The following is a 17,093-nucleotide window of genomic DNA, read 5'->3' as shown; positions in this document are numbered from 1 at the left end:
ATGAAACCGAAGATATTCATCGATGGCGAACACGGAACGACCGGCTTGCAAATCCGCACGCGCCTGGCCGACCGCCGCGACGTCGATGTCCTGTCCATTCCGGTCGAAGAACGGCGCAATGAACAGATGCGGACGGATCTCCTGAACGAAGCGGACATCGCGATTCTGTGCCTTCCCGACGTCGCTTCGCGGCAGGCCGTCGACATGCTTGAAGGCAACAATTCAACGCGGGTGATCGATTCCAGCACCGCATACCGGATCGATCCCGACTGGGCCTACGGTTTCGCTGAAATGGCGAAAGGTCAGGCCGAGAAGATCGGGAGCGCGCGTTTTGTCGCCAATCCGGGATGCTATCCGACGGGCGCGATCGCCTTGATACGCCCGTTGCGGGAGGCCGGCGTTCTTGCCGGCGACTATCCCGTTACCGTCAACGCGGTGTCCGGTTATACGGGCGGCGGCAAGGCGCTGATCGCACAGATGGAAGACGAAACGGCCGATGATCACATCGCCGCGCCGCTTTTCGCCTACGGTCTTGGCCTGAACCACAAGCATGTGCCCGAGATCACGGAACACGGTCTGCTCGACGCCGCGCCGATCTTTTCGCCGAGCGTCGGTCGTTTTCCGCAGGGAATGCTGGTGCAATTGCCCTTGTTCCTCGACCGGCTGAAAGGCGCGCCGAAACTCGGCGATATCCATGCGCTTCTCGCCGATCACTACGCCGGACAGACGATCGTCGAGCTGGTTTCCTTGGACGATTCGGCCGCCCTCAAGCGCATCGATGCGACGGAGCTCGCCGGCAAGGATACGATGAAGCTTTTCGTCTGCGGCAATGAGGCCACAGGTCAGGTCAATCTCATCGCTATTCTGGACAATCTCGGCAAAGGCGCATCCGGCGCCGCTGTTCAGAACATGAACCTGATGCTCGCGGCCTGATCATTCAGGCCGCGTCAAGCCCACGTTTCGGAAACCTGTAACTGCCGTAAAAACCGCGCCAGTGCGCGACGGCGAAACCGAGCACCAGTAGCGCCACGGCCTGATGCGTCAGCGCCAGATGCATGGGCACCACCAGCAACAGCGTCGCGATGCCAATGATCGCCTGGACGGTCACCAGCGCGAAGAGGACAACGCTCCGCCGGGCGTGGGTGGTGTTGGGCGCCGCGCGCAATGACGCAATCATGTGCCAACCCGCCAAAACCCACAACAGATAGGCGACCATGCGATGGTCGAACTGCACGGTGAGCGCATTCTCGAACAGATTGATGAACCAGGGTTTCATGATGAACAGGCCGGACGGAATGACCTGGCCATCCATCAACGGCCAGGTGTTGCTGGCGAGCCCGGCTTTTAAACCAGCGACCAGCCCCCCGAGATAAATCTGCACCAATACGAGACAAGCGACCGTTCCGGCGAAAGCGGAGGAGGACGGCGTTGGCGCGTTGTCACTGGAATGCCGTCCGATGCCTCGCCAGACCCAGACGATGGCGGCGAATATGAAACAGGCGAGTGTCAGATGCGTCGCGAGACGGTACTGACTGACGTCGATCCGGTCGACGAGGCCGGACGCCACCATCCACCAGCCGACGAAACCCTGCAATCCTCCCAGCGCCAGAATGCCGAGAAGCGGGAGTTTCAGCCTGTCCTCGATCCGCCCCGTCAGCCAGAAGAACGCAAGAGGCGCGGCGAAGAGAATTCCGACGCTGCGCGCGAGCAACCGGTGCGCCCATTCCCACCAGAAGATGAACTTGAACTCGTCCAGGCTCATCCCCTTGTTGACCTGCTCGTACTCCGGGATCGCCTTGTAAAGCTCCAGTTCTTCCTGCCATTCGGCCTCGTTCAAGGGAGGGATGACGCCATGGATCGGTTTCCACTGGGTAATGGAAAGCCCGGAATCCGTCATCCGCGTGGCTCCGCCAACGATCACCAAGGCGGTAATCGCCAGAAGCACGATGAACAGCCACCAGCGGAGCAGCCTGCGATTGTTGGAGATAGCTTTTTCGGACATATGGGCCATTGATTGGTTGATTGAGCGCCCATTTGGCGCACTGTTCCGGCTAAAGCAAGGTGCAAACTGTCTCACCTGAGTGTGCATACAGAAATGGCTTGCAGGTTTCGTCAAAACCGTTACTCCGTGCCGCAGCAACAGGACGGCCTATGCCCATTCGTCTGAAAAAACTGATCGGTAGCATGCTGATCGTCGCGCTGGCGATTATCTATGCGCTCGTCGCAACCACGATCGCGACCTACAGGCTTGCTGAATCGCCCTGGTGGATTCACCTGATCTACTTCCTGGTAAGCGGCCTGATATGGATTATTCCCGCAATGTTCCTGATCCGGTGGATGCAGGGCCGGCCGGAAGGAAACGAATAGTCGCAAGGGTTTTCTCCGGCCGACAGGCTCTGTTTACTCCTGGCCGCTAGAATGGCCTCCAGGAGCCGAGAATGGCCGATGGAACCATGACCAATACGCTGAACATAACTTGTGCCGAAGATATCGCGCCGCTGGAAAAGGAGTGGCGTGAACTGGAGATGCTGCCCCAATGCAGCATTCACCAGAGTTATCGCTGGTGCCGTGCATGGTCTGAAAACGACAAGCGGCCGCTCTTCATAGTCGGGCGGTTCACGGCCGGAGCGTTTGAAGGGCGAATTGCGTTTATCCTTCCGCTTTCGATCAGGACAGTGGGCCCGCTGCGCATTGCAAGCTATCTGGGCGGCGCGTTCAACAATCTTAACTTCGGCCTTTTTCATCCGGATTTTATCGCGGTCGCCGCGCCTGGCACAATGCAAGACGTTGTGGAACAGATCCGCGAGATCGTGGACGTAGTCGATCTGCTGCTGCTGGAAAGACATCCGGAAACCTGGCGGGGGCTTACGCATCCCTTTTCCGCCTTGCCGCATTTCGAGGACCAGAACAACTCGTTCCAGGTTTCGCTCGGAGAAGATTTTGAAACGGTGGTCAGGCGCGGGAATGCGAAACGGCGACGCAAGAAATTTCGGAGTTCGGTCAAGCGCCTGGAGGCCTTTGGAGGCTACGACTACGTTCAAGCCGCGACATTGGAAGAAGCTCGCGCGCTCCTTGACTGTTTCTATGAACAAAAAGCTGCCCGCTTCGACTTAAAGGGCATTCCGGATGTCTTCGCATTTCAGAGCGTGCAGGAGTTGTTCAAGGACCTCGCCGCCGCTTCCTTTGAAGAGAAAAGAAAACCCCTCGAAATGCACGCCATCCGTCTCAGGGTCGACGGCAGACCGATTGCCATCGCCGGTCTATCAGTGAAAGACGGACACGTCATTTGCCAGTTCAGTTCGTTCGAAAGCGGCGAAACCGAGATTGTGAGCCCAGGAGACCTGCTCTTCTATCACATGATCAAAAACGCATGCGAAAGCGGCAAGGAACTCTTTGATTTCGGTGTCGGCGACGAACTGTTCAAGCGCAACTGGTGCGACGGTGAAACGAAACTCTACGACTGTGTAATCGCGCTGACCGTAACGGGGCGCGCAGGCGCCGTCGCTGTCGCCGGATTGACGCATGCAAAACGCATCATCAAAGCAAATCCGCGCCTGTTCACCCTGGCGCGCAAGGCGAGAATGGCGCTACACCGCAAGGCGGAGTGAGGATATTCAGGCAGCGCTGCGATCAGGCCTCTCGGGCGGAGCGCCGACGCCAGGGCTCATGACAACGAAATTGTCAAAGCCGTGAGAATGGAAATCGGTCATAATTTCCGTCATCAAGTCCTCGTCGGGATGAACCAGAGACATGATCAGCTCGATGTTCTCGTCTCCAAGCAGCCGCCTCACGCCCCGTGAATCAGCCGGACCGCATTCGATGACCACGATATCGTAGACCTGAGACAAGGCTTCAACGATGTGCGGTAACTGACTGGAATGACTCATCGCCTGCACCGGATCGGCGGTGCCCTGCGGCATGATGTGTGCGGATGAGAGGCGATCGCCATGGACGGCATCCGACAGTGAGCATTCTCCGACGAGCACATTGGTCACGCCTTGCAAATCGTTCTGCATCGTCATCATGCGCGTTGGACAGGCCGACCCGGTCATATCCACAAGCAGCGCCTGTTGACCGTCATTGGCAAGCATGCGCGCCAACATCACGGAGGTGGTGGATCCCCTGTCTCCCTCAGGCGAGACAATGACGGCGACCGACGCCCCTGTCTGTCTGAGATGGCCGGCGACGCCGCTGACGCTATATCCGCCGTTGCGCCTTTCCATCTCCGCGTCTTCGAGCTGGCCGCCGGCGTCCGCCGCAGTCGCCATGACTGGCTGCGGCTCCGGCGACGGTTTTGTATCTGGCCAGGCGTTGCGGACAGAGATGGCCCTGGTTTCAATTGCCGGAGTTTTTTCCGGCTCATTCGCCGCCGTGTCGGGCGTCACTCGCTGCTCTTTCGTGTCGGTGTCGTCTGAATCCGTTGTCGACTCAATGTCGGTCGATAGCTCATCAGGGACTTTTTCCCCACTTTCAGATTCGTCCAGCTCTTCTTCTTTCAGCGGTCTGGCGCTGGATTCGCCACGCAGGCCATCGCCTGCGAACAGTTCACGCAGCATGATGACCATCGAGGCCAGCATGAGCGTCGCCAGACCAGCCATGATGACTGTTGCAATGGTTTTCGGGAAATAGGGTTCGGAGGGAACCAGCGCGCGGGAGATAACCCGCGCATCGGCCGGCAAGCTCGCCGGGTTCATCCGTGAATTCGCCTCGCGATATCGGCTGAGATAGGATTCCAGCAATTGACGCTGGGCCGCGGCTTCCCGCTCCAGCGCTCGCAGTTCGACCTCCCGGTCGCCTGCCTGCGCGGAGGTCTGTTTCAATTCGTCCAGTTGACTGACGAGTTCCCGTTCCCTGACGCGGGCGACTTCCGCCTCGTTCTCGAGGCTGCTGAGCACGCGCGTCGTTTCACTGCGGATCTGACGATCGATATCCTCGAGCTGGGAACGTAGGGCCCGCATACGTGGATGACGTTCGAGCAAGGTTGTCGACAGATCCGCAAGTTCCGACTGCACCGAAGCCCGGCGGTCCTGCAGGCGCAGGACCTGTTCAGATTCGATCACGTTGCTGAATGTGTCTGTGGACTGGCCACGCTCGATCGCATTGCGCACCGTTTCCGCCCGCGCTTGCGCATTCGCCCTTTCCGCCCGAACCGTCGCAAGCTCGCTGGTGATATCGCTGAGCTGCTGGGTCACGAGTGTTTCATTGCCGTCGACCAAAAGCAGATCAGCGTCGGCGCGATAGCGGGCGACCTTCGCCTCGGCCTCGCGCACCCTGTCGCCGAGTTGCTGGATTTCCGGCTCCAGCCAGGCGCTGGCGTCCGCGTTGGAGACCTGCTTGGCGCCGCTCTGGATTTCCAGATAGGCGTCCGCGATCGCATTGGCCACCTGTGCCGACAATTCCCGGTCAACCGACCAGAACTGGACGACGATAACTCTGGAACTCGCAACCTGGTAAATCTTCAGATGCTCGCGGAAGAGTTCGACCAGCCGTTCGCCGGGCGGCGCGTCGGATGGATCGGGTTCGAGCCCGACAATGATCATGACGCGGGACATCAACGACGGGCGGGCCGCCGCGCTGAATTCGGGATGGGAAGAAAGGTCGAGCCTCTCGGCAACCGCCCTGATTAGATCTGTCGAGCGCATGATCTCGACCTGACTGGCAACCCCCTCCTGATCCAGATACTGGTTTTCGCCGCCATCCAGTGGTGCAGACCGCACGGCGATAGTGTCGCGCGTCTCAATCAGGATGCGCGTTTCCGCACGGTATCGCGACGGAATCATCGAAAACACCGAAAGCGTGATGACACAGACGAGTACGACGAGCGAAATCACGGCCGCACGCCTGCGCCAGACAGCGGCGATCAGACGCGCTATGTCGATTTCCACATCACCGTTGCCTTCGCCGTTACGGCTCATACGTCAGACTCCTGCCCTGCCCATCGCAATCCGCCAAGGCTTATGTACGCGCGTATATGGATATATACCCTGCCGCGAAGCGTAAACGAACATGGTAACCTAACCGTTAAACTGCCGCCAGCGCGCAGAAGCGCCCTCCTGAGACAGATCAAATTAAGCCGGAGCGCTTTACCGGACATTAACCTTAATCGTTCGATAAGGGAGGCTGGATGGAGCACTCTTGCCACCAGGTATTATTTTCATGGCGTTTCGGAGTTTCAGATATGCGATGGCGGCTGTACTGGCTATTCTGGCCATCGCGCCGTACGGCTGTAGCGGCTATCGCCCTGCTCCCGACGCCTTCCACGAGGCGGTGATCGAGCCCTACCGTCTTGGCGCGGGCGACGTTCTGCGCATCACCGTTTACGGCCAGGATGATCTATCGAACACCTACACGGTCGATCAGGCCGGTTATGTCGCCTTTCCCCTCGTCGGCGCTGTAAGCGCGCGCGGCCAGACGGCGCAGTCCCTGGAGGGCAAGATCGCCAGCGGCCTGCGCCAGGGATTCCTGCGCGATCCCGACGTGACGGTGCAGGTGGACAGACATCGCTCGATCTTCGTGATGGGCGAAGTCAACGCAGCCGGCCAGTATACCTATGTCCCGGGCATGACCGTGCAGAATGCAATCGCTATCGCCGGCGGATTTACGGTGCGGGCCAACCAGGCAAACGCCGACGTCACCCGGCAGGTCAATGGCGAAGTGATGACCGGTCGCGTGCCGATTTCCGACCCGATCATTGGCGGCGACACGATTTATATTCGCGAGAGACTGTTTTAAACGCCCATGAACGGCGCCGACCGCCCCTTGAGGATCATTCACTGCTTTCGCTCGCCGGTTGGCGGCATCTTTCGGCATGTCAGGGATCTGGCTCGCCATCACAGCGCCGCCGGACACGAAGTCGGCATCGTCTGCGACAGCATCACGGGCGGGGCCCACGAAGACGCCCTCTTCGACACCATTCTGCCCATGCTGAAACTGGGAGTAACGCGCCTTCCGATGAGGCGCGCGATTACCCCGATAGACCTGTTCACTCTGTACCGATACGGCCAGGTAATCGGCGACCTTCAACCTAACATTCTTCACGGACATGGAGCCAAGGGCGGCGCATTGGCGCGCGTTATCGGCTCACGATTACGGGCGCAAGGGTCTCGCGTAGCCCGTCTTTATTCTCCGCATGGCGGGTCTCTTCATTATTCTCCGAAGACTCTGCATGGCCGGACCTTTTTCGCGATCGAACGCATGCTCGAACGTCGCACCGATCAACTGATTTTCGTCAGCCGCTACGAGCTAGAGGCCTATTCCGAAAAAGTCGGACCGCCGCAGGCACAGTGGCATGTGGTGCATAACGGGGTCAGCGAAGAAGAGTTCGAACCCGTCGTTCCGGACGACGACGCGGCTGATTTTCTATTTATCGGCATGATGCGGAAACTGAAGGGACCGGACCGGTTCATCGACGCCTTCGGTATGGCGGAACGCGTTTTAGGCCGACCGCTGCGGGCCAAGATGGTGGGCGACGGTGAATCGTCCGACGCGTACAGACAGACGATCATCCAGCGCGGATACGGCGCGCGGATTGCAATGTCGCCGGCCATGCCTGCAAGAAACGCGTTTCGCAAGGGACGCATTGTGGTTGTGCCCTCGCGCGCCGAATCCATGCCCTACATCGTCCTCGAAGCGATTGCCGCCGGACGCCCCGTCATCGCCTCGCGCGTCGGCGGAATTCCGGAAGTTCTCGGTCCAGACAGCCCGGCGCTGGTCCCGACCGAGAGTATCGACCTGCTGGCGACCGCAATGGCCGAAGGGGTGAAAAAACCTGACCGCCTTGCGGCCTTGATGCCGGAAACCGAAGAATTTCGGACGCAATTCTCCTCCGCAGCAATGGCGGACAGGATATTGAATATTTACCAAGTCTGCAGTCTTTGACAGTCATTGGCCGCCAGCCGGCCCGCCCTCAACAAAAATTAAGGGCTCTCGTTTTATTTGAACGGACTGACCTGCTATCTGTGTTCAAGATTGATCACAGAAGCAAAACGACGCTGAATGGCGGCGCGTCCGCCTTCCTGGAATTGCTTGAGACATGAATACCGATAGAATCCACGCTCAGGACGACGCGAAAGCGCCTGAACCGGTTGTTGCTCCGCTTGGCGAAGCGGACAAGGAAAAGATAAAGCGACTGGCTGCGCAGCTTTCAGCGCAACTTGGCGATGAAGGCGTTTCACCGGTCATCATGACGGGTCTGATACGTCTGGTGGATTTCTCTCTTCTTGCGCTCTCCGGACTCACCGTACAACTGATCTATGTCCTGCCGCGCTCCGGCTTTTCCTTCGGATATCTGTTTACGATCCTCATGGGATCGGCGCTCGCCGTCCTCGCCTTTCAAATCGCGGACACCTATCAGATCCAGTCCCTGCGTTCACCTCTGCGCAATATACCGCGCATCATCGTTGGCTGGCTGATCGCGTTTTCCGCCATGGCGGTTCTGGCCTTCTTCCTGAAGATCGGAGCCAGTTTTTCCCGTGTCTGGTTCGGATCATGGTTCGTTACCGGGTTGGCGACGCTGGTCATCTGGCGTCATTTCGTGGCTTTCAGCATCCGCAGATGGGTGCGCGACGGCACGATGGAACGCAGAGCCATCATCGTCGGCGGCGGCCAGCCGGCGGAAAAGCTCATCAGGTCGCTGGAAAAACAGCCGGAAAACGACGTCCGGATTTGCGGTATTTTCGATGATCGCGACAACAGGCGCTCGCCGCCAATCGTCGCCGGATATCCGAAACTGGGCAATATCAGCGAACTCGTGGAATTCGCCAGGCTGGTGCGCATCGACATGCTGATCCTGACATTGCCGCTGACGGCGGAGAAACGGGTCGCCCAACTGCTCAAGAAGCTCTGGGTTCTGCCCGTCGACATACGCCTGGCGGCACACTCCAGCGAATTGCGCTTTCGTCCCCGCGCCTACTCTTCCATCGGCACGGTGCAGTTGCTCGACCTTCTCGACAGGCCGATCACCGACTGGGATTCGGTCGCGAAACGGGCATTCGACATCTTTTTCAGCGTGCTGGGTATCCTGCTTTTGTGGCCGATCATGCTGGGCGCCGCCATTGCCGTGAAGGCCACATCGCGCGGTCCCATAATCTTCACGCAGAAGCGGCACGGCTTCAATAACGAGACCATCAACGTTCACAAATTCCGGTCCATGTATGTCGATCAGACGGACCAGACAGCGATCAGGCCGGTCACCAAGGATGATCCGCGGGTTACGCCCGTCGGCCGTTTTCTGAGACGCACCTCCATCGATGAACTGCCGCAGTTCTTCAACGTGCTAAAGGGCGATCTTTCCCTTGTCGGACCCCGCCCGCACGCCGTCCACGCCAGATCGCACGACCGGATATTCAACGAGATCGTCGAGGAATATTTCGGGCGCCACAAGGTAAAGCCCGGCGTGACAGGCTGGGCCCAGATCAATGGCTGGCGCGGCGAGATAGACAGTGACGAGAAAATCCGCCAGCGCACGGCGTTCGATCTCTATTACATCGAAAACTGGTCGCTGCTTTTCGACCTCAAGATTCTCTTCCTGACACCCATCAACCTGATCAAGGGGGTCAACGCCTATTGACGGCGGCTGCTTCCATACCGGATCGACGTTACGTCCTCAGGATAAATCCGGCGAAGGCGTTTATTGGTCTGGGCGCATTCCTGTCCGGTTTCGTCATCAACGAACCAGCGCCCTACGAACTCTACATGTCGGGGCTGATTGGCGTCTGGTTCATCCTTGGATTGAGGATATCCGCCAACGCGGCGTCGCTGCTTGCTCTCCTTGTGTTTTTCAATGTCGGCGGCCTGCTCTCGCTGACCACCATGGCGGAGCTGGATTTCGACGCGGTACTGTACATGGCCGTGTCGCTGTTTCTTGCGCTGTCGGCGGTTTTCTTCGCCGCCATTATCGAACAGGATGAAAGCCGACTGGCAACCATCTTCTACGCCTATCTTGCCGGCGCGCTGGTGACGGCGACCATCGGCATCGCCGCCTATTTTTATCTGATACCGGGCAGCGAAGCCTTCATACTCTACGATCGCGCCAAGGGCACGTTTCAGGACCCCAATGTGTTCGGGCCGTTTCTGATCCTGCCAATCGTCTTCCTCCTGCACTCGATCCTCTCCGGACCGCTATTGACCGCGCCTTTGCGGATAGCCGCCTTCCTTGTTCTGAGCTTCGGCGTGTTCCTCTCGTTCTCACGCGCGGCTTGGGGCCTCTACTTCCTGTCGGTCGCCCTGCTGATCCTTTTGATGCTGCTGAAGGAAAACGCGCCCGCCTTCCGGATGAAAATCATCGGACTGAGCATCGCCGGACTAGGTCTCCTCGTCGTGGCGCTCGTCATCGCCCTTCAGTTCGAACAGGTCTCAAGCCTGTTCGCCGACCGCGCGCAACTGGTGCAGTCCTATGACACCGCCGTTTACGGACGCTTCGCCCGGCACGGCATCGGCTTTTACATGGCCATGGAGCATCCGCTCGGCATCGGGCCGGTCGTCTTCGGAACGATTTATGGGGAAGACACCCACAACATCTGGCTGAAAGCGTTGCTGGACTATGGCTGGCTCGGATTCGCCTCTTATTTCACGCTGATCGCGCTAACCCTCTCCGTCGGGTTCAAATGCCTGTTGCGGGATCGGACCTGGCAGCCCTTTCTGCTGTGCGCCTATGTCGTTTTTGTCGGGCATGTCCTGATCGGCACGGTCATCGATACGGACCACTGGCGCCATTTCTACCTGATCCTCGGACTGATCTGGGGTTGCTTCGGGCTGGAGCGGCGTTATCAGCGTGAACGGTCAAAAAAGGCAACCAGGAGCTAGGAAGTAATTTCAAATTACTGTTTTTATTACTTTTTTTTAAATTCAGCGATTAACATCAACGACACGACGGGATCTGGCTTTGTTTCGGGAATTCAGGTTTCGGGGCTTAAACTGGCTTTGTTTCGGGAATGCGAGAATTCGCGTCACCATCTGGCTTTGTTTCGGGAATTTGCGAATTCGAGATAAAACTGCATTTCCAGGCCGCTTTCAAACATCCTTCCGTTAAGGGAATGTATAGCACAGATGAGCGCGAATTGCAGCGGTATTGTTCCCTTTTCGTTCTCACGCAATCGCAACGATTTACAAGGATGCCCGAATTTAACCGGCGTCTTCTGCACTCTCCCGGATCAGTTCGAAACGGTCGACGTCGAACATGCCGCGGTCGGTGATCTTCAGGTGCGGAATGACCGGCAGCGGCAGGAAGGCGACCTGGAGGAACGGCTCCTCAAGCACCGTGCCGAGCGCGTATGCGGCCTCTCTCAGTTTTTTCAGACTGTCATAGACCGTCTCGTAGGGCTCGAGGCTCATGAGACCGGCAACAGGAAGACTGATCTCGGCTTTGACTTCGCCGTCTTCGACAACCGCGAAACCGCCCTCGATCTCGCCCAGTCGATTGGCGGCGACAGCCATGTCGCGCTCGTTGGTTCCGACGATGCACAGATTGTGGCTGTCGTGACCCAAGGTAGACGCGATTGCCCCTTTCTTGAGGCCGAAGCCATGCACGAAGCCGACGCTGATATTGCTGTTTTTTCCGTGCCGCTCGATGACCGCGACCTTGAGCGCATCCTGTTCGAAATCAATCTGCGGCCTGCTGTCTTCGACAGGCAAGTCCATTTCCAGGTGCTCGGTTATGATCTTGCCGGGAATGACGCCGATGACCGGCGTGGACCCGTTCGTCTGGTGGGCCTTCAGATCTTCCGCCGAGACGGGCTGTATATGAACGCTGTTGCGCCCAACCGGCGGAACGAGATTGCGGGTCGCAAACAACGCCTCGTCGACAAGGCGGCCAGCGCAAACAACTTGATCGACATCGCATGTCTCCAGATCGTTCAGGACGACAATATCCGCCCGCCAGCCAGGGGCGATCAGGCCGCGGTCCCTTAGCGTATGGGCCTGAGCGCCGGACAGGCTGGCGGCGCGATAGATCGCCAGCGGTTCGACGCCGGCCGCGATCGCCGTGCGGATCATGTAGTCGATATGTCCGTGTTCGCCGATATCCAGCGGATTGCGATCGTCCGTGCACAGGGCGATGAACGGTGAATTGCGCTCCGTGATGATCGGCATCAGCGCAGCGAGGTCCTTCGACACCGACCCCTCGCGCACGAAGACCTGCATGCCCTTCTGCAGTTTTTCAAGCGCCTCTTCCGCCGTCGTCACCTCGTGATCGGTCCGAATGCCGGCGGACAGATATCCATTGAGGTCGAGTCCGCGCAATTGCGGGGCGTGGCCGTCGATTGGGGCGTCCGAGAACGCCGCCAGCTTCTCCAGGCAGACCGGGTCCTTTGCGAGCACGCCCGGATAATTCATCATTTCGGCGAGGCCGAGCACCTTGGGATGATTTCTCAGCGCTTCCAGGTCGTGAACGTCGAGCGATGCGCCGGAGGTCTCGAAAGCGGTCGCCGGAACGCAACTGCTGAGCTGGATGCGGATATCCATGATCGTGTTTTCGGCGCAGGCCTGAAAATAGCGGATACCCTCGGCGCCGATGACGTTTGCGATCTCATGCGGATCACAGACCGCCGTTGTGACGCCGCGCGGCAGGACGCAGCGGTCGAACTCGAACGGCGTTACGGCCGACGATTCAATATGCAAATGTGTATCCACGAATCCCGGAACGACGGTTTTGCCGGTGATGTCGATTTCCGTCACGCCGGCATAATCGCCGCATGTGCCGACGATCACATCGCCGCAAATCGCGATATCTGTGTGAATGAACGCGCCTGTGACAAGGTCGAATATCGCGCCGCCCTTCAGAACCAGATCGGCCTTTTCCACCCCTCTGCCCTGGTCAATACGACGCGCAAGCGTATTCATCATGTCCCCACACCCAATCAATCGGCGACGCCAGCCCCGGGCCGTCTACTTGTAATCCCGCTCATAGAAAATGCCGGCCTTGGTGTTGCCGTCGATTCCGGCTTCCCCGCGCAGCTTGAGATGATCCGTCAGTTCGACATCGATGCGCACGCGACCCGATTCCCCTGTCAGTCCCTTCTCGACATTGAGATAGGTCCTGTCGTTCAGATAGCGTCCGATGCCGACGGTCGTCTCACCGTCGGCTCCTCCGGATTGAATATCGATATCATCCAGTCCGGTAAAATTTCGCAGGCTTCCAAACAGGCCGCCGCCACCGCCCGTTCCGCTGATTTCGGCGATCGCTCCGGCCAGCTGCGCGATCTGGATCGCGGACAGATTGGAAACGCCCTTGCCAAAGAACAACTGGGCGAGCACTTCGTCCTGCGGCATTTCCGGGCTCGACGAGAACGTAATCTGCGGCGACGAAGCAGTTCCATCGACATTGACCGAGTAGGTAACGCCGCTCTGGGTCGTTGCGGTCTCGAAATCAAGCGTGGGATCGAGTGGGCCTGTGAAGATGATCTTGCCATGATCGAACTCGAAACGCTTTGTCAGGACGTTGATGCGGCCTCGCACCAATTCGAAATCACCCGTGGCGCGGGGATTGCCCACCGAGCCGACCACCTCGATATTGCCGCGAAACTCCGCATCCATACCGCGCCCACGCAGGAATATCCGTCCCGGAGCGTTGACCGTCAGATCAAGCTGCAAACCTCCCGAATCGTCGCTGCTCGAACTTGAACTGCCGCTGCTCGTGATTTCCTGCGTCTGCCGGGCGACAGCCGCAGGCGGATTGATGTGTTTGACGTCGACCAGCGGAACGGATGACGGCAGTGTATCGGGCACGGTAATGTCCATACGCCTGATATCGACGGTCCCGTCCAGCGCTCCAGTGGTGGCGACCGGCCCGTTTATGCGCATTTTCGCATCAAACTCGGCAGTGACTATCTCCCCGTCGGAATAGACACCGTCGTCAAGGGACACCTGAATGTCGGCTGGAAAGCCTGCGCCGGCGTCCAGATCGACATAGCCCGAACCGGATATCTTGCCGTTCTGGCCCAGCCGTCCGGACAGGCTGCTGATGGTCGCTCGAGCCGCGGTGAAATCAATCGTGGTCGCTATGTCACGGATTACGAGTTGGGCGGTGTCCTCGATAAACGTCGCTCCGCTTGTCGATATCTGGCCGCTGAGGTTCGGATTGGCCGCCGAACCCGACACGGACAACGATACGTTGGCTACGCCATTCATCTGTATGCCGGACGACGCCAGCGCCAGTCCGGCGAATGCAAACGGGGCGGCGCCCTGCAGGCGGATATCGAGCTGAGGCGAGTCTCCTCTGAGATTGACGCTGCCATTGGCGTTCAGTTCAAGCCCGCCCCCAAAGGCGCGGCTGGTCGTGTTCAAAACCATGCCAGCGAATGTGCCGGAGGATGCGATGGAAAGCGCAGGCGCCTGTATGGAACGGGTGATTTCGGTAGAGAGGCTTTCTACATTTACCTGATAATCCACAGTCGGATCGGACGAAGCGCCGGTGATCTTCGCAGTGGCGCTGAGCGTTCCCTGAGGCCCCATGCCGGTTGCCGCGACATTGTCGATGATCGACAACGGCAACCGCTCGATCTTGACGTCCACTGCCAGTTGATCGCCGGCCGAGCCGCTGATAGTCGCTGTGCCTTGTCCGATCTGCAGCGCGATCTCCGGCAGTTGCGTCGTCTCGCCGGTGATGCGGATCTCGATCGGCTGGGTCAGGTTCAGTGGAATGTTCGAATAGGTTCCTTTCGCTTCATCGAGCGCAATCGTCGTCACGTTGTCGACCATGGAGACCCAGCCCGAAACACGCACGGGAGAATCCGCCACATTGGCGCTGATGCTCAGCGGCATCTTGTCGAGATCGCCGGAAGCCTTGATCACAGCGTCGGTGATTTTCTGGCCTTGCGCGTCAATCTGCCCGGCCCGGACGTCGGCCAGCATGCCAAGTCCGTCCGGCAGGATCGAGACATTGAGATCGGCCGTCATGCTCTGGACCACGACGCCGGCTGCGTCGAGCCTGTCGGTACTGAACCTGGCGTTGACGGTCTGGCGGGAATCGTTGTCGGCGAAAACGACTTTGCCAGTCAGCTTGCCTGCGAGATCGTCGCGCAGCAACAACGGCGCGAGTTCCTCAAGCGAGGTGACGTCGACATCGAGTTCCCCGGTCACCACGCCGTCCGCGTTCGGCTGCAAGCCTCCGCTGGCCGTCACACCCGGAATGTCCACTTTCAGATTGCTGATCAGCGGTATCGGTCCGGAGCCGCGACTGACATCGGCGACGATGGACAAAGGCTGTTCGTTGTAACGGCCATCGAGCTTGATATCGGCGGCGAGATCCGACACCGCGTTCCTGCCCTGCGCCGTGAGAACGAGATTTTCGAGCGCATTTTCCAGAACAACCACATCGCGCCCCCGGGCGGTGATCTCGAATGACGGATCTTCCGGAGAGCCGCTCAGACGGATATCGGCCTGCACCGAACCGGCGACGTCGGCATTGAGAGCCGAAAGGTCCTGCAGCGCGACGTCTCCGTCAAATTCGAGAGCTGATGAGGAAAGCTGACCCTTACCGCCAAGCATCAGATTGCCGCTCTTGACGTCCAGATTGCTGAAACTCAGCAACCCTTCGCCGTTGCGCGCCAGATTTCCTGATATGTCCAGCGCCTGATCGCCGAACAACTGGTGGGCAAGCCCCTCCTTCTGCGCAGGAACATTGGCCCTGAGAGCCAGCGAGAGCGTGAGATCCGCCAGATCGACGTCGCCCTTGAGAGCGCCCCTGACCTGGTTGAGCGCGAACTGAATATCCTGAAGGTCCAGCCTGTCGCCATTCAGGTTCGCCTGGAGCGTCATGCTGGCGGGACCATTCACAAGATCCGCGACTTCCGCCTGCCCCGAATTGAGAGAACCGATATCGAGTTTGACAACGGCGGAACCGGAACGCGCATTCACATTGATGTCTGGCGAACTTCCCGTAATGCGCAGATCGTTCAGCGACCGGGCGCCGTCGGAAAGCGACGCGACTGCGGCTTCCAGCTGCCATTGCGCGTCGTCCATGGACCCTTTGAGCGCCGTGGTCATCTGCACATGCCCGACAGTGACGGACGCATTGTCGTCGAGCTGAATCATCACATCCGAGCCCGGCATGCCGAATTCGAGACTGGCCTGCATGTCGACCGCGTTGCTGTCCGGCAGCACATGACCGGCGGCGCTGAGCGAAGCAAGTTGCGACTTGACGCTCAGCGTATCGATGCGAAGCGTGTTGTCGCTCGCCCGCGTCACATCCACCTTGATGTCCGTTTCGCCGGCGAGCACCGGCTTGAACTGCTGCGGCGCCAATCGCGCCAGTTGTCCAGCCAGGGCGCCGGAAACCTGCTGGCGCTCCTGTGTCCACGAAAGCGCCACCGATCCCGAAACCGTTTCCTCGCCGTCGAGGCTCACCGAAATCTCGGACTGCCAGTTGTCGAGTGGCCCGTCGCCTTTGATCCGCGCATCGACTGAAGGCAGGCCGTAAATATCCAGGGTTCGCGCAAGCAGACCGTTGCGGGGTTCGCTAACCGAAAGGTCCAGCTTCAGTTCGTTTGTATCCGGCGCCAGTTTCCAGTCGGCCTTGATGTCGCCCTGCGCGCCATCGGTTCGCAGGAGTTCGAGATTGCCGGCGATATTGACCGGAGCGTCGTCAAGCATGGCGGCGCCGGTCAATTGCAGCGTGGCGGCTTCGCCAATGACCGGTTCCCCGAGCCTGATTTCGCGAACGAAAATATTCTGAATGTCGGCGCGGATAGCCGGCAGCGAGAAGCCGCCGCTGTCGCCTGGCGCGGGTTCGGCGTCCGGATTGCCCTGCGGCAGCCTTGCCAGGTCAATCATGTCGGCTGAAAGGCCGGCCGCCCGGATGTTCACCCTCAGGAGCGGCAGAAGCGCGAGTTCCGCCTGAACGTCCGCAACGGTCAGCCAAACGCCTTCACGGTCGGCTATCGTTACCTTTTCTACCGAAGGCCTGCCGGAAAGAACGCCGTCGATACCGGTTATCTCGATTGTCTGATCGTCGTTGCTGGCGACGGAGTTGACGACCGAGGCGACAAGATCGAGACCCGGACGCGTCCCGAGCAGCCCGAACACCGCCGCGACCAGCACGATGATCACGATGCAAAGGCCAAGCAGAATGCGCGTAAGAATCTTCATCATGCCTACCT

The 17,093-nt window shown here is 59.1% G+C and carries 12 protein-coding genes; 8 read left to right on the top strand and 4 right to left on the bottom strand.

Features of this window, described 5'->3' with window-relative positions; all coding sequences use genetic code 11:
• Positions 1–933, top strand: coding sequence for an N-acetyl-gamma-glutamyl-phosphate reductase (argC, locus tag K1W69_RS04970; RefSeq protein WP_220227213.1), 933 nt, complete (start codon positions 1–3; stop codon positions 931–933).
• Positions 934–937: 4 nt separating this feature from the next.
• Here the strand turns inward: argC and K1W69_RS04965 are convergent, their stop codons facing one another.
• The gene (locus K1W69_RS04965; RefSeq protein WP_370688182.1) at positions 938–2,002 is read right to left on the bottom strand and encodes a COX15/CtaA family protein; all 1,065 of its coding nucleotides are present in this window, start codon (positions 2,000–2,002) and stop codon (positions 938–940) included.
• Between the two features lie 149 nt (positions 2,003–2,151).
• Between K1W69_RS04965 and K1W69_RS04960 the strand changes: the two genes are divergently transcribed.
• Complete coding sequence (locus K1W69_RS04960) at positions 2,152–2,367, top strand: DUF2842 domain-containing protein (RefSeq protein ID WP_220227211.1); 216 nt, start codon at positions 2,152–2,154, stop codon at positions 2,365–2,367.
• Positions 2,368–2,438: 71 nt separating this feature from the next.
• Entirely contained in the window at positions 2,439–3,608 is a 1,170-nt protein-coding gene (locus tag K1W69_RS04955) for a GNAT family N-acetyltransferase (protein WP_220227210.1), read from the top strand.
• Between the two features lie 6 nt (positions 3,609–3,614).
• Here K1W69_RS04955 and K1W69_RS04950 read toward each other — a convergent pair whose 3' ends face one another.
• A complete protein-coding gene (locus K1W69_RS04950; RefSeq protein WP_220227209.1) occupies positions 3,615–5,915 on the bottom strand; it encodes an exopolysaccharide transport family protein in 2,301 nt (766 codons plus the stop codon).
• 268 nt (positions 5,916–6,183) lie between these two features.
• Here K1W69_RS04950 and K1W69_RS04945 point away from each other — a divergent pair, with 268 nt between their 5' ends.
• The 5 genes from K1W69_RS04945 (at position 6,184) to K1W69_RS04930 (ending at position 10,803) form a co-directional block, all read left to right on the top strand.
• Positions 6,184–6,732, top strand: coding sequence for a polysaccharide biosynthesis/export family protein (locus tag K1W69_RS04945; protein WP_370688181.1), 549 nt, complete (start codon positions 6,184–6,186; stop codon positions 6,730–6,732).
• 6 nt (positions 6,733–6,738) lie between these two features.
• Positions 6,739–7,878, top strand: coding sequence for a glycosyltransferase family 4 protein (locus K1W69_RS04940; RefSeq protein ID WP_220227207.1), 1,140 nt, complete (start codon positions 6,739–6,741; stop codon positions 7,876–7,878).
• Between the two features lie 154 nt (positions 7,879–8,032).
• On the top strand, positions 8,033–9,568 hold the full coding sequence (locus tag K1W69_RS04935) for an undecaprenyl-phosphate glucose phosphotransferase (RefSeq protein ID WP_220227206.1): 1,536 nt from the start codon (positions 8,033–8,035) through the stop codon (positions 9,566–9,568).
• Positions 9,564–9,908, top strand: coding sequence for a hypothetical protein (locus tag K1W69_RS27420; protein WP_370688215.1), 345 nt, complete (start codon positions 9,564–9,566; stop codon positions 9,906–9,908). Before K1W69_RS04935 ends, K1W69_RS27420 begins: the two co-directional genes overlap by 5 nt.
• The gene (locus K1W69_RS04930; protein ID WP_370688214.1) at positions 9,811–10,803 is read left to right on the top strand and encodes an O-antigen ligase family protein; all 993 of its coding nucleotides are present in this window, start codon (positions 9,811–9,813) and stop codon (positions 10,801–10,803) included. The genes K1W69_RS27420 and K1W69_RS04930 overlap by 98 nt, the downstream gene beginning before the upstream one ends.
• 318 nt (positions 10,804–11,121) lie before the next feature.
• Here the strand turns inward: K1W69_RS04930 and ade are convergent, their stop codons facing one another.
• Together ade and K1W69_RS04920 are read right to left on the bottom strand one after the other, a co-directional pair.
• On the bottom strand, positions 11,122–12,840 hold the full coding sequence (gene ade / locus K1W69_RS04925; protein WP_220227204.1) for an adenine deaminase: 1,719 nt from the start codon (positions 12,838–12,840) through the stop codon (positions 11,122–11,124).
• Between the two features lie 42 nt (positions 12,841–12,882).
• The gene (locus K1W69_RS04920) at positions 12,883–17,082 is read right to left on the bottom strand and encodes a translocation/assembly module TamB domain-containing protein (RefSeq protein WP_220227203.1); all 4,200 of its coding nucleotides are present in this window, start codon (positions 17,080–17,082) and stop codon (positions 12,883–12,885) included.
• Positions 17,083–17,093 lie beyond the last annotated feature (11 nt).

This window comes from Flavimaribacter sediminis (genome assembly GCF_019492055.1).
In the GTDB taxonomy this organism is placed as follows: Bacteria; Pseudomonadota; Alphaproteobacteria; order Rhizobiales; family Rhizobiaceae; genus Flavimaribacter; species Flavimaribacter sediminis.
The sequence above is the reverse complement of the archived record's forward strand: the minus strand, read 5'-3'. Positions and strand labels throughout refer to the sequence as shown.

Excerpts from the sequence above, each read along its gene's own strand:
- K1W69_RS04955 (WP_220227210.1), top strand. The coding sequence starts at position 2,439 with ATGGCCGATGGAACCATGACCAATACGCTGAACATAACTTGTGCCGAA.
- K1W69_RS04965 (WP_370688182.1), bottom strand. The coding sequence starts at position 2,002 with ATGTCCGAAAAAGCTATCTCCAACAATCGCAGGCTGCTCCGCTGGTGG.
- K1W69_RS04940 (WP_220227207.1), top strand. The coding sequence starts at position 6,739 with ATGAACGGCGCCGACCGCCCCTTGAGGATCATTCACTGCTTTCGCTCG.
- K1W69_RS04920 (WP_220227203.1), bottom strand. The coding sequence starts at position 17,082 with ATGAAGATTCTTACGCGCATTCTGCTTGGCCTTTGCATCGTGATCATC.
- K1W69_RS04935 (WP_220227206.1), top strand. The coding sequence starts at position 8,033 with ATGAATACCGATAGAATCCACGCTCAGGACGACGCGAAAGCGCCTGAA.
- K1W69_RS04960 (WP_220227211.1), top strand. The coding sequence starts at position 2,152 with ATGCCCATTCGTCTGAAAAAACTGATCGGTAGCATGCTGATCGTCGCG.
- ade (WP_220227204.1), bottom strand. The coding sequence starts at position 12,840 with ATGATGAATACGCTTGCGCGTCGTATTGACCAGGGCAGAGGGGTGGAA.
- K1W69_RS04945 (WP_370688181.1), top strand. The coding sequence starts at position 6,184 with ATGGCGGCTGTACTGGCTATTCTGGCCATCGCGCCGTACGGCTGTAGC.
- K1W69_RS04930 (WP_370688214.1), top strand. The coding sequence starts at position 9,811 with ATGGCGGAGCTGGATTTCGACGCGGTACTGTACATGGCCGTGTCGCTG.
- K1W69_RS04950 (WP_220227209.1), bottom strand. The coding sequence starts at position 5,915 with ATGAGCCGTAACGGCGAAGGCAACGGTGATGTGGAAATCGACATAGCG.
- argC (WP_220227213.1), top strand. The coding sequence starts at position 1 with ATGAAACCGAAGATATTCATCGATGGCGAACACGGAACGACCGGCTTG.